The organism is Phormidium sp. FACHB-1136 (assembly GCF_014697375.1).
In the GTDB taxonomy this organism is placed as follows: Bacteria; Cyanobacteriota; Cyanobacteriia; order Phormidesmidales; family Phormidesmidaceae; genus Nodosilinea.
This window is the reverse complement of record NZ_JACJRS010000132.1, coordinates 1-12,731: the sequence shown is the minus strand read 5'-3', so window position 1 is coordinate 12,731 and position 12,731 is coordinate 1. Positions and strand designations below refer to the sequence as shown.

Below are 12,731 nucleotides of genomic sequence, written 5' to 3'. Positions count from 1 at the left end.
GAGCCAACTTTGATTCAATCCCATCCCAACTACCAGACCCTCCTGAACTACGGGGTTATCGCCGCATAGACTGGGATCACAGCCTCCTAAATCTGTCCGGAGTGTTGAGAAAATGAGACCTATTAAACGGGCTTCGTTTTGCGGGCATGGCTGGGGCTGTCTTGACTGGGACCGTCTTTAGCTAGGATGGCCTTTAGGTAGGACTATCCTTAAAGCGTTCCTTAGCGGCGTCAAAGGCTTCGGCCATGGCGGTTTGGATGCGTTTGGGATCGGGCTTTTTGCCACCCATCAGGTCGCCAAAATACACACAGGCTCCTTCTCCCAAGGCCCAGGTATAGGCTCCGGCCCAGGACGCCGCCACCACACTGCCGAACCCAGGGACAAACTTAATCAACTCTCGCCCCACCATTTGGGCAAAAAATCCCCCGGCAATGGCGCTGGCTAAGCCTCCGGCCTGGGAGGGTTTTAGGGTTTGACCGTAGATTTGGCCCAAAACGCCAATCATCGACACCTGCAACGCCGTGAGCACGGGCATGGTGGCAAAGGGAATGGGCACCACCGCTAGCGCCGCTGCCATTACCGCAAAGGCGGAAATATAGTGCCGCCCCACGTCTCGATACAGGCTACCTAGTTGACGGGAGGCTTCGGTTTGTTCGTCTAGCAATTGATACAGCGCCTGGGCTTCAGCGGCGGGTAGTAGATCCGCCAGGGCATCGCGCAGGGCTTCCAGGCCGTAGAACACCGGGGTAAAGCCGTCCTCTTCTAGGGTGAAATCAATCAGCACCGCCTGATCGGCCATGGTCCCAAAGCTCTCCTGAAGGGCAGCAAAGGGACGTTGCACGGCCTCTACGTCGGGAGGATAGGCGGGATGGTCGGCCATCTCAGCGGGGTAGACCTCGTGGGCGGACGTGACCACCAGCAGACAGGGAATGGTGGGAAACTTCCGGCGCAAGCCCTGGACAATCTGGCGCAGGGCATCAATGGCAAAGTCGGTAATTTTGACGGTCAGGATCAAAATCCGGGCTTTGTGGGGATTGTCCTCCAAATCTTGCACCAGTTCCGCCACAATGGTCTCGGTGCTTTGGCCCAGGTCGCCGAGGCCCACGGTGTCGGTAAAAATTAGCAGCGGCAGGTCTTCGGAGGGGTAGGCGTAGCGCTCGGTGTGCTGGGTGTGGGGTTTGAATCCCTGACCCACAATGTCCGCCGAAACCCCAGTCAGCCCCCGCACAATGGAGCTTTTACCTGCCTGGGGTTTGCCAATCAGCAGTGCCTCAGTGGTGGGCAGTTGTTCCCGCACCGCCGCTAAAATTTCCGCCACCTGGTCATCATCCACCGCAAACCAGCGAGTCAGCGATTGCCCAGGCCGAAGCCGCCCCAGGTTTGCCGCAGCTCCCTGCCATGCCTTTGTGGGCCATGCTTTCATCCAGTCCTTCGCCCCATGTTTCCACCGCTGTGTTGGAGGTGTGTTGTGGCTGACTTGGCTGATACTTGGGGCGGGTTGATCCACCACAGGACTCGACGAATCAACAGTATCCGGGTTTGGAGTAGGCGAATCTGGGGTCATCCTGTCCCTCGACAATGGCGATGCCCCTATCCTATAGGTTTCCTCCGGCTAGCGATGAGCCCTGTAAACCGAACGCCCCAGGGGCGATACCGAACCTGGCTCTCTGTCCTCAAAAAACATCGGAGAAACCCTCGGACAAACCGTTTCGTTCCCGGTCGCAGTGGTGTACATTATGAGAAAATTGTGACAACGATTTAAGCGAACCCAATTTTAGGAGGTCGGGCATTATGGATTGGCGGGTTGTTGTGGTGTTACTTCCCATCGTGATTGCTGGTAGCTGGGCCGTGTTTAACATTGGTCGGGCCGCCCTGGGCCAACTGCAAGCCTTCCTGAACCGGGAAGCCTAAATGGCGGCACTAGGCCGTATACCGTTCGAGACTTAATCTGTTCGAGACTTAAAAAGATACATTGCATCAACGCCCCTCAGCCTTGTCTAGGGGTGTTTTTTTGGGTGTCCTGGATGTCTGGTATCGATCTCTGGAGGGAATATCGGACGGTAATGCAGGGTGTGCGGGTGGACAGAACGAGACTTTCTCGCTCACCTCAGCCAAATTACAGACTGTCTCGTTTGCCCTAGCCACCAGGGTGGGGCGGGCTAGAGTAGGGGCATCCCGACTGGGTGGAGAGCGTTGTCTATGATGCCCGAACGATTTCGGCGACAGTTGCGCCAGGAGGCCGAAACCTGGTGGGCCGAGGGTTTGATTGATGCGTCACTGTACGAAACCCTGGCCCATCGCTACCAATTTACAGCGTTAGAAAAAGACGCCAGCAACCGTTTCATCGCCATTTTGATGGGGCTGGGGGCGGTGCTGTTGGGCCTAGGTGCTATCACCTTTGTGGCCGCCAACTGGCAGGTGTGGCCCCGTGCGGTACGGGTGGCGTTGCTGCTCGGGACCTTTCTGGTCGTCAACGGCCTAGGGTTTTACTGGTGGCGACAGCCCGCCGAAACGTCCCGCTGGCACCGTCTGGGCCATGGGTTACTGTTGCTGGGGGCGCTGTTGCTGGGGGCCAACCTGGGCCTGATGTCCCAAATGTTTCACCAAAGCGGCGATTTGTTTGAGTTGCTGCTGGTGTGGGGGCTGGGGGTGGCGGCGATGGCCTACGGTTTGCGGCTCACGTCCCTGGGTGTGTTTTCGCTCTTGCTGGTCGGGCTGGGCTATGTGTTTAGCTGGGGCCGATCCACCGTTTGGCAAGAGTGGTCTACCACGGCACTGCTGATTCAGCATCTGCCGCTGCTGGTGGCCGTGGTGTTTGTGCCCTTGGCCTACTGGTGCCGATCCCGCGTGCTGCTAGGGTTTAGCGGCCTGATCCTGGCTCTCAGTTTTATGACCAATAGCCAACTGTACTGGATTTGGCACCAGGGCTGGCTGATGGCGGTGGCGCTGGTGTTGCCCCCGGCCCTGTTATGGAGCTACAGCGACCGTATCTGGCAACGCACCACCGAACCGGACTGGTTTGAACCCGTGCCGCGTCAGGTGGCGATCTGGTTTTTGAGTGTGCTGTTTTACCTGCTGTCCTTCCATTACTGGTGGCAATATCCACCTGCGCCATCGGATTACTTTGCGACGCTGTGGGATTGGCCCCCGCTGCTGGATGCCGCACTGCTGAGCGTGGTGACAGGGCTGGGCTGGGCGCAACTGCGCTACGAAATTCTGTCTCACCGGGGTCGCACCCAGGCGATTAACTCTGCCCTGGTGGCCCTGTTGCTGTTGGTGACGGTGACGCTCCTGGTGGGTCAGGGACACCTAGGGGTGATGACGGCCCTAGGCTTCAATATTCTCCTCTTCACCCTGGCCATGGGGCTGGTGCGCGATGGACTCGCCCTCACCCAGCGATCTACGTTTTGGGGCGGCATGGTGCTGCTGGTGCTGGGCATCGTCAGCCGCAGTCTGGAATACAACACGGGCCTCATCTTCAAGTCCATCGTCCTGGCGGCCTGTGGCGTGGGTATCATCGCCGCTGGCCTGTGGTTTGAACGCCGTAAACATCCTCGACCCGCCCTATCTGAGCCCTCGGAGACCTGATCATGACCCACCCATCTCCTCGCGACTTTCAGCCCAATCTTCCGGTGGATGTGCCTATCCCCCTGCGACAGCCTGCCACTACCCCGCGCCCCCTGGCCCAGCCTTCCCGGGCTAAACCCATCGGTTGGTGGCGACTGGGTCTACCGCTGCTGTTCCAATCCCTGCTGATTGTGGCCGTCCCCGCCCAGGATGCCTTCACCTACATCACAGGCCGCACCGTTGTACTGCAAACGGCCCCGGTGGATCCCTACGACATGCTGCGGGGCTACTACCAAGTTCTGGGCTATGACGTGTCTAACGTGGACAACCTCGCCACCCTGCCGGGGGGTGAGATGCTGAAAAACCGCGACCTTGTCGGCCCGATCTACGTGGTGTTGGAGGAACCTGCCGCCGCCGCCACCCCACCCACCGCCTGGGTGCCCGTGCGCGTCAGCCCAGACCGCCCCACGGACTTGGCCGATAACCAAATGGCCCTGCGGGGTCGAGCCGAAAACTGGCAGGTGCTCTACGGCCTGGAAACCTACTACATGCCGGAGGATCAGCGGGACTCCATCAACCAAGCCATCAGCCAACTACAAAGCCAGCAGCCCCAGTCCTTTGTGGTGGAGGTCAAAATCGACGGTCAGGGCCATGCCGTCCCCGTTAGCCTGTGGGTAGGGGAAACGAACTATCGGTTTTAGCCCCGGCCACAGGAGGCCGTGACCCTAGGAACATTGGCAACGCCGGATCGGCCACCTCAGCCAACTCCTAGTTTGGCGGTTGAGTGGCCGCTGGTGGTGGTGGCTGCGGCTGAAGGGCCTGCTGGGAAGCTTGGATCCCTTGCTGAGCCAGGGGTTGGGCTGGGTTGAGGGCCAGGGCCAATTGAAAGGCGGCGATGGCTTCGGGGTAGCGCTGAAGTCTAAACAGGGCCAAGCCTTGCCCCGTGTGGGCGCTGGCATCTTGGGGGGTGAGGGCGATGACTTGGGTGTAGGCCTCTAGGGCTTCGGGCCACTGCGCTAGGGAGGTGAGGGCAATGGCACGATTAAACCAAGCCTGGGCCGATTCGGGGTTGCGGCCAATGGCCTGGTTGGCCGATTCTAGGGCTTCGGGGTAGCGCTGGAGGTTCCACAGCACCACGCTGCGGTTGGCCCAAATATCGCCATCGTAGGGGGCCAGTTCCAGCCCTTGATCGTAGGCCAAGAGGGCTTCCTCATAACGCCCCATGGATCGCAGAATGATGCCCCGGTTCAGCCATGCTCGGACGGTTTCGGGGGCGAGATCCAGGGCGGTTTGGTTCGCGGCAAGGGCTTCGTCGTAGCGTTCTAAATACCAGAGAATTACCCCTCGATGGTTGTGGGCCTCGGCGTCGTTGGGAGTCATGCCCACCGCTCGGTTAATCGAAGCCAGGGCGTCTTCGTATTGGCCCAATCCGGTCAGGGCGATGCTGCGCTGGTTGAGGGCCGTGGCCAGACTGAGATCTCCCCAGCGGCCATCCCCCTGAATGGCGAGATTGCAGGCTTCGAGGGCGGTTTCGTGCTGACCCAAGCGGTTGAGGGTAGTGCAGCGGCCTAGGTGGGCTAGGGCGTAGGTCGCGTCTAGTTCGGTGGATCGGGTAAAGGAGGTGAGGGCTTCCGTGGGGCGCTGGAGTTGTTGCAGAATTTGCCCTTGGGCTGTCCACAGGATTGGATCGGTGGGATTGAGGGCGAGGGCTTGATCGTAGGCCGCAATGGCGGCGCTAAAGTCTCGCATTTGGGTATGGGCACGGCCCTGCTCCGCCCAGGCCATTGCCGGGGATTCGTTGCCCCAGCGACCATTGCCCAATCGCGCCGCTTCGCAACTGGGAATCGCGGTTTGGGCCAGCCCCAGATCGACCCGCACCCGGCATTGGTAGGCCAGGGCCAGGGAATCGTCGGGATCTTCTAGCAGGGTCCGTTCTAGGGCAATGGCCGCCTGTTCAGACTGGCCCGCTTGGCTGAGAATGATGCCCCGATATAGCCAAGCCATCGCCGGGGACGAGTCTCCCCAGTTGCCATCAATGCGGAGGGCGTCGTTGCAGGCATCGAGGGCGGCTTCGGCGTTGTTGAGTCCGGCATAGCCCATGCAGAGGTAGGCGCTGGCCAGGGAATAGCGCGGATCAAAAAAGAGGGCTTGGTCGGCAGATACAATCGCGTCGGGATAGTTCTGCAATTCCAACAACACGCTGCTGCGCAAGGCCCAGAGATCGGCGGCATCGGGCTCTAGGGCAATGGCTTGTTCACAGGCGGTCAGGGCTTTGTCATACTCCCTAGCGTCCCGCTGAAGGCGGCAAAGGGTGGCCCAATAGTAAACATCATTGAGGGATTCAAACTCCCGACCCTGGGCGGGCAGTCCACCAACTAGCCCCAACCCCAGCCCCAACCCCAGCCCCCAGGTTGCCCTCGTCCAGGATGACCTGATCCAACGCCGGAAGCGAGTTGTCACCCAAGGAAACATCCGCATGGCAAACCCAGAGGACGACAGCATGGCCCAATCGGCCTATTCCAGAGGATACCAGGCTTGACGAGGGATAACCTGTCGGTTCACGATGAGTTCGCCGTGCGGCTTCGTCAACGGTTAGTCTTGGCGACGAGTATTACCCGCTTTTACCCAGCCTTCAGCCCCTGTGGAAACAACGCGCACCTTAATCCAGCCCTGCCCAGCGGGTTCTTCGAGGACAACGAGATCGGCGTTGTGATTCACGCCACCCACCTGCCCATGCTCGGTGCCAGGGCCAGAGCGAATGATTAACCCGATGGGCTGCGAGACTACCGCACGATAGCTACCGGGCGGCAGTTCTTCGGGGGCAGGTTCTGCGGCAGATTCGGCAGCGGGCTCAGCCGCAGGGGCGGCGGCGGGGGTAGCGGCAGGGGCAGCGACAGTTTCTGGGGTAGGAGCAGCGGGATCTTCAGCGGCGGCGTCAGGGGCGGCAACAGGATCTGGGGGGGGAGATGCGGGCACCTCTGCACCGTAGAGGGGTTTAGGGGGCAGCACCGCCAATCGGGCCATAAAATATCGAGCCGTGGCCACCCCAGCCATGGATAACAGGGCCAGCGCAATTGCCATGCCCAAAATCAATTTCGACAGGCCGATCAAAAAACCTTTCATAGCACCTGGGATAGCACATCACCTACAGTTTGCCAATGGTACAGCACCCGCCCAAGATTGGCACTTCTCGTCGCTAGGGGCAGGGCCGCAGCTATCGCCGCTAGCCGTTGGTGTTCAGGCGTTGGCTGAGGTCGCTACGGGAGGCAAGGCGGGCTTTGCCGGAGTTGGCCCAGGCTTGCAGCGCTTCAATTTGCTCTTGGGCCGTGCGGGCTAGGGGCACAATTTGGCTGGCGGCTTCCAGGATGTCATCGGTGGTAAAGTCGCGATTTTGGCTAAAGCCGAGGTGCATCGCTTCCACAAGCGTCTGCTCAATTTCAGCCCCAGAAAAATCAGGGGTTTCGTAGGCGAGGCGGGCCATGTCGTAGTTGTCCAGACGGTGGGGCCGCAGGCGAGAGAGGTGGACTTCGAAGATGGCCTGTCGTTCGGCTTGGCTGGGTAGTCCCACAAAGAAAATCTCATCGAATCGGCCCCGACGCAGCATTTCCGGCGGTAGGGCTTGGATATTATTCGCGGTGGCGACCACGAACACCGGGGAGCTTTTTTCTGCCATCCAGGTAATAAAGGTGCCAAACACGCGGCTGGTGGTGCCGCCGTCGCTGCGGCCCTCAACTCCAGCAAAGGCTTTGTCAATTTCGTCAATCCACAGCACACAGGGGGCCAGGGCTTCGGCCAGTTGGATCATCTGTCGGGTGCGGGATTCTGATTCCCCCACCAAGCCCCCAAACAGCCGCCCCACATCCAGGCGCAGCAGGGGCAGGTGCCAGTGGTGGGCAATGGCCTTAGCTGTGAGGGATTTGCCCGTCCCCTGGATGCCGATCAGCAGCAGCCCACGGGGGTAGGGCAGGCCGTACTGACGGGCTTTTTCGGAGAAGGCGGTGCCCCGTTTCAGCAGCCAGTCCTTGAGGTTATCCAGGCCGCCGATGTCGGAAATTTGCTCGGTGGCGGGGTAGTAGTCCAAAATTTGGGTTTGGCGAATGGTCTGACGCTTTTCTTCGAGGATCAAGTCGAGATCGCGGTCATCAAAGGCCCCGTGGCTGGCGATGGCTCGGCCTAGCACCCGCCGAATTCGCTCTAGGGAAAGCCCCTGGCAAGAGCGCACCACCTCATCCAGCATGGTCGATGACAGATTCGTACCCGTGGCCCCCAGGAGCTGCTGCACCTCCTGACGAATCGCCGCCGCCGAGGGCAGGGTGAACTCAATCACCGTGATACTTTCCCCCAGTTCCTCCGGGATAGCTAACTGGGGCGACAGGATAACGATATTTTTGGGCTGGGATTTCAGTAACCGAGCCAGGTTTCGCAGTTTTCGGGAAATGGCGATGTCATCTAAAAATCGCTGAAAATCCCGCAAAATAAACACTGCTGGAGCCCCAGAAGGCAGTTTTTCCACCAGTTCTAGCGCCTGCAAGGGATTGCGTCGCCCAAAGCCCGCATCGTTGAGGTTGCCCTGGTAGCCGTCTACAAAATCCCACAGGTACACCGCCCGATCTCCTTGGGTCTTGGCGCTGGCGGTGATTTCCGCTTCGGCCCGCTCCTCTTCGGCGGTGGCCACGTAGATAATCGGGTAGCGGGCGCGGAGCAGTAGCCCTAAATCCTCGGTAAAACCCATAGCAGCACAGGGGACATCGGTGAAGCAACGTTAGCCATCTTAACGCCAAACCCCAACTATCCCGCCGCCTACCGTCCTAGTTGACGGCCAGGGGAGCCATCAGTTCAGGATCTTGGAACAGGGGCGTACTGAGGTAGCGTTCGCCAAAGCTGGGCTGGATGACGACGATCAGTTTGCCTGCATTTTCGGGCCGTCGTCCTACCTCAATGGCGGCTTTCACGGCGGCTCCGCTGGAAATGCCAGAGAGCAGCCCTTCTTCGCGGGCCATGCGCCGACCGTAGGCGATGGCGTCTTCATCGGCCACCTGCACCACCTCGTCGATGAGGTCTACGTTGAGGACTTCGGGGATGAACCCGGCCCCAATCCCCTGAATTTTGTGGGAACCGGGCCGACCACCGGACAGCACCGGGCTGTTCACAGGCTCTACGGCAATGGCCTTAAATCCAGGCTTGCGCGACTTCAGCACATCGGCCACCCCGGTGATGGTGCCCCCGGTGCCCACCCCGGCCACCAGGATATCCACTTGCCCATCGGTATCGGCCCAAATTTCCTCGGCGGTGGTGCGGCGGTGAATGTCGGGATTGGCCGGATTGCGAAACTGTTGCAGCATGTAGGCATCGGGTAGGGAATCCAGAATTTCCTGGGCCCGCTGAATACAGCCCGACATTCCCGCGATTCCAGGGGTAAGTTCGAGCTCGGCCCCGTAGGCCCGCAGCATGGCCCGCCGTTCCGAACTCATGGTTTCTGGCATAGTGAGAATGAGCCGATAGCCCTTCGCCGCCGCCGCCATCGCCAGGGCAATGCCCGTATTGCCAGAGGTGGGCTCGACTAGGGTGGTTTTGCCGGGAGTGATCAACCCCTCCGCCTCCGCCGCTTCGATCATATTGATGCCGATGCGATCCTTCACCGAGGCCGACGGATTCATGCCCTCTAGCTTAATCACCAGTTGGGCCACACAGCCCTCGGCCTGGGGAATGCGGTTGAGGCGAACCAGGGGCGTCCGACCGATCAATTGTGTCACGTTGTCTGCAATGCGCATGGGTTTGGCCTAGATGTAATACATAATATCGAGCTGTTGTTTGGCGTTGCGTTTGTCCAGGAGATCTTGCAGGGTATACCGTTGTAGCGCCTCCTCTGCCGCTTGCCGCACCTCGCCCCACACATCCTGAATCACCATCGCCTCCGACGTTGCGGGGGTTCTGTCCGCATCGGGCTGACCATCAAACCCTTCGATGCAGCTCACCACATCATAAAGGCTGATTTTCCAGGGCTCACGGGCAAGCAAATAGCCCCCCCTCGCCCCCCGCTGGCTTTTAACCACCCCCGCCCGACGCAGCGTGGCCAGCAATTGCTCTAAGTATCGGTCAGGAATGTTTTGCTTAGAGGAAATTTGACGAATTTGTAAGGGTTCACCGCTGGCATGGTGGGCACTCAGTTCAATTAAGGCCAGCAGAGCGTATTCACTTTTGCAGGACAAATCCACGGCAGGGGTGCGGCTAAAGGGCGATGGCTCTAGTATACCCCGGTTCCCCACTGGGGTTTGCAGGATTCTCAAACCTTGATGAATGGTTTTGGGGTAAATATTCCCCTGGAGAATCTGGCAGGGGGCTGTAGAGCTTAACGGTAGGCATCGCCATTTCTGCGGCATCGCCGTCTTCGAAACCCATGACGTTCAAAAATAATTCCTGGGCATGGAAATACAAGCCTCGCTGCAGACGACTATGCAGGCTAGGAAGACCTCTGGGGTCACATCACGGACGAAAGACGCTACACTTTACGCACGCCTAGACAGGGCTACAGAAGATGTGTAGGGCGTTAACCATGGCCAACCACCTAGGCCCGTATCAGGGGTCGGGCGGTAATCGAATCATTTACGATTGGCATTTTGAAAACCTATAGGGGCACCTCGATTAATTGCCTTATTGCAAACTCGAAGAGCCTGAAACCCCTGGAATCTCGTAGCCATTCTCAATAAGATTTGTATTTTTCGAGGTGTCCATAGGTTTGTTCCGCCGTGCCGATTCATTACGGCGATAAGCAAAACTTATCACCTAGGCCACGATGGATAAGCCTAGCCAATCTCACCCCAAACCGGGTGAAACCTTTGACGGCTTCTCGATTGAGTAGCGATTTATACTACAAAGTAGGGAGTAGTCAGGATGTTGACCTTACCCCCCCACGGGGCACAATTGAATAGAGATTGAATAAGGGGTGATACCCAACTGTCGAAACCTAAGCCCTTAACGAGACTTGAACTCGTGACCTCTCCCTTACCAAGGGAGTGCTCTACCGCTGAGCTATAAGGGCAAAATGTGGATGGGCCGGGCTGGATTCGAACCAGCGTAGGCGTAGCCAGCGGATTTACAGTCCGCCCCCATTAACCACTCGGGCACCGACCCGCCCTATCCACGGTTATATATCCTAGCATGGAAGACTGCGGCTTTTTAGCCATCGGTTTAATTATTTGGGGCGATTTTTTAGATTTTTTTGGAAAATTCCTTCGGACAGGGGCTTTCTGGATCCTAAAAAGCCAGCTCGACTTGGATTCATCCCCTTTCCAGGTCTAGCCCCGCACCAGCCAATGGAGTATCCACCCTCCCACGAGGCCCAATCCGCCGTAGCGCACAGCCTGCCAAAAGGGTTCTTGAAGTTGCGACCAGTTCAACAGGTGGCTGGCTAGGGTCGCCTCAAATTCCTCTACGGTCTGCTGAAGCTGATTGAGTTCATCCTGGGCCTCCGCTAGGTCTGAGGGAGGGACGGCGGCAAGGCTTTGGAGTTGTCGAATATTGTTGATCCCGGTCTTGAGGTGCTGGATGCGGGCCTCGATCTGGTCGGCCTGGGTACTGAGATCCGTGAGGGTGGCTTCGGGCATGGGGTCGGGGTCGGGAGGCTCTAGGGCACCGCGCTGGGATGGGTGTGGGTGGTCGCCACGCATTTGCCGATAACCGGGCTTCATCATGCACAATAGAGAGAAAGGTCTACCCTAGTTAACCCTATTGGCTTGTCACTATGACGTTTTCGACCACCACCGAGGCGACAAAAAAGCAGCCGTCTCCAGATTCTCGGTTGGCCCTGGCTTCGCTATCAGACCTAGAGTTAGCCCAGGTGCTAGCTGAGCGTTTGGCCATTAAACCCAATGATTGGCATCGGCTGAATCGCAACCGTCCGGTACGTGCCCAGGAACAGTTGACGGCGGCGTTGGTCTACTTACTCAGCCAAAAGCCTGATGAAGCGCTCCCCAGAGTCGAACAGGCGCTCGGTTGGCTGAACCGTAGCGTGACGGCCCCCCCCTGTCCTACCCATGGGCAACCCAAGGGACGCGATACCCACACATCGAACTAAACTCAGTTCGCTAAGGGCTGAGTCTAACCCAAGACCAAGATTCTATTGCTCAGCCCTCAGCCCTCAGCCCTCAATCACTGCCTAGCCCTTAGTAAATCAGGGGCATACGGCGAGTGGGGGTGATGCGTTTATTCAGGTGTAGTTCGCGCCCGCCACGGCACCAGTTCACCTGATCGAAGATTTGGTGCAGAATATACAGCCCTCTGCCGCAATCGCTGACGTGGGGTTTGCAGTCGTCGTAGGTGAAATCGTCGCAACGGCAGGGAGGCTGAAAGCCGTGACCTTGGTCGGCAATGACCCACCAGAACTGAGCCCCAGCCGTAGTGTATTTCACAGAAACCTGTTTGGTGGGATCAAGACCATTGCCGTGTTTGGAGGCGTTGACGAGGGCTTCCTGAAGCCCTAGGCGAATCTCGGCCTGCCATTGTCTAGGAACTTCGGCTACCAAAATATCTAACACGGGGTGGAGATACAGGGTAGAAACAAAGCTCAGCGTGCCCCACTTTTGCTGATTTAGGGGCGGAGAAGTTGCAATCACTCAACACCTCACAAAAATGCTGATCGAACCTTCATAGGCCGACCCGAACACTCAGACAAAACGAACGTTATTTACCATTCAGAAAACGGATTGAACTGACTTTTCTTACGTTTGAATCACACCCTTTTCCTAGGAGTTCCCTAGCAACAACTAGATCTAGAGAAAGGCTAGAACCTAGGGTTTTAAGGAGGATTGGGTGAGTCGATCAGCCGACCAATATATGAATGTGTTAAGTTTTCCTGCTTTTCCTTTGGTTTGTCTAGGGTGTCTTTGGCCAAAATGCCTCAGGCTTTGCTCCTTTTCTACCATAGCAAATTTCTGGGTTGAATTTGTATTCTGTAAAGCGGTGTCCCTGACTGCCTGACAGAAGTGGGTGAAAGGCTTGAAACCTCGTGCTGCGAGGGGGAAAAGGTGAGGTGACATGAGACGCTGGAATTGCATATCTCAGGGTCTTTGCCATGCCAGCCACCACCTGTCTCTATGATCAAGTGCTGTCCTTGCTGCGTCAATATAGCCATCGTCGGGATCTGCGACACCTCAAGGCCTTGGCGT

The 12,731-nt window shown here is 58.1% G+C and carries 12 protein-coding genes and 2 tRNA genes; 4 read left to right on the top strand and 10 right to left on the bottom strand.

The features are described 5' to 3' along the window. Positions 1-193 precede the first annotated feature (193 nt). The gene (locus tag H6G62_RS24045; RefSeq protein ID WP_242052253.1) at positions 194-1,564 is read right to left on the bottom strand and encodes a GTPase; all 1,371 of its coding nucleotides are present in this window, start codon (positions 1,562-1,564) and stop codon (positions 194-196) included. Between the two features lie 227 nt (positions 1,565-1,791). On the opposite strand from H6G62_RS24045, the gene H6G62_RS24040 reads away from it, so the two are divergent. From H6G62_RS24040 to H6G62_RS24030, 3 genes are all read left to right on the top strand, one after another. After that, complete coding sequence (locus H6G62_RS24040) at positions 1,792-1,911, top strand: photosystem II protein Y (RefSeq protein WP_190499929.1); 120 nt, start codon at positions 1,792-1,794, stop codon at positions 1,909-1,911. 288 nt (positions 1,912-2,199) lie between these two features. After that, positions 2,200-3,588, top strand: coding sequence for a DUF2157 domain-containing protein (locus tag H6G62_RS24035; RefSeq protein ID WP_190499927.1), 1,389 nt, complete (start codon positions 2,200-2,202; stop codon positions 3,586-3,588). A 2-nt stretch (positions 3,589-3,590) separates the two neighbouring features. After that, positions 3,591-4,268: a GDYXXLXY domain-containing protein gene (locus tag H6G62_RS24030; protein ID WP_190499925.1), complete on the top strand. Its 678-nt coding sequence runs from the start codon at positions 3,591-3,593 to the stop codon at positions 4,266-4,268. A gap of 67 nt (positions 4,269-4,335) precedes the next feature. Here H6G62_RS24030 and H6G62_RS24025 read toward each other — a convergent pair whose 3' ends face one another. The 8 genes from H6G62_RS24025 to H6G62_RS23990 form a co-directional block, all read right to left on the bottom strand. Beyond that, entirely contained in the window at positions 4,336-6,069 is a 1,734-nt protein-coding gene (locus H6G62_RS24025; RefSeq protein WP_190499923.1) for a tetratricopeptide repeat protein, read from the bottom strand. Positions 6,070-6,159: 90 nt separating this feature from the next. Next, positions 6,160-6,648 carry an SH3 domain-containing protein gene (locus H6G62_RS24020; protein WP_199325208.1) on the bottom strand — a complete coding sequence of 163 codons (489 nt, stop codon included), beginning with the start codon at positions 6,646-6,648 and terminating at the stop codon, positions 6,160-6,162. A 142-nt stretch (positions 6,649-6,790) separates the two neighbouring features. Next, the gene (locus H6G62_RS24015; protein WP_190499919.1) at positions 6,791-8,299 is read right to left on the bottom strand and encodes an AAA family ATPase; all 1,509 of its coding nucleotides are present in this window, start codon (positions 8,297-8,299) and stop codon (positions 6,791-6,793) included. 76 nt (positions 8,300-8,375) lie between these two features. Then, positions 8,376-9,338, bottom strand: a complete 963-nt coding sequence (gene cysK, locus H6G62_RS24010; RefSeq protein ID WP_190499917.1) for a cysteine synthase A — start codon at positions 9,336-9,338, stop codon at positions 8,376-8,378. 9 nt (positions 9,339-9,347) lie between these two features. Continuing rightward, a complete protein-coding gene (locus H6G62_RS24005; RefSeq protein WP_190499931.1) occupies positions 9,348-9,782 on the bottom strand; it encodes an Rrf2 family transcriptional regulator in 435 nt (144 codons plus the stop codon). A gap of 752 nt (positions 9,783-10,534) precedes the next feature. Then, a tRNA-Thr gene (locus H6G62_RS24000) sits at positions 10,535-10,606 on the bottom strand. Positions 10,607-10,616: 10 nt separating this feature from the next. Continuing rightward, positions 10,617-10,698 (bottom strand) — tRNA-Tyr (locus tag H6G62_RS23995). Positions 10,699-10,862: 164 nt separating this feature from the next. Next, positions 10,863-11,258: a hypothetical protein gene (locus tag H6G62_RS23990; RefSeq protein ID WP_190499915.1), complete on the bottom strand. Its 396-nt coding sequence runs from the start codon at positions 11,256-11,258 to the stop codon at positions 10,863-10,865. A gap of 50 nt (positions 11,259-11,308) precedes the next feature. Between H6G62_RS23990 and H6G62_RS23985 the strand changes: the two genes are divergently transcribed. After that, entirely contained in the window at positions 11,309-11,641 is a 333-nt protein-coding gene (locus H6G62_RS23985; protein WP_190499913.1) for a DUF6439 family protein, read from the top strand. 88 nt (positions 11,642-11,729) lie between these two features. Here the strand turns inward: H6G62_RS23985 and H6G62_RS23980 are convergent, their stop codons facing one another. Next, positions 11,730-12,179 carry an ATP-binding protein gene (locus H6G62_RS23980; RefSeq protein WP_190499911.1) on the bottom strand — a complete coding sequence of 150 codons (450 nt, stop codon included), beginning with the start codon at positions 12,177-12,179 and terminating at the stop codon, positions 11,730-11,732. Positions 12,180-12,731 lie beyond the last annotated feature (552 nt).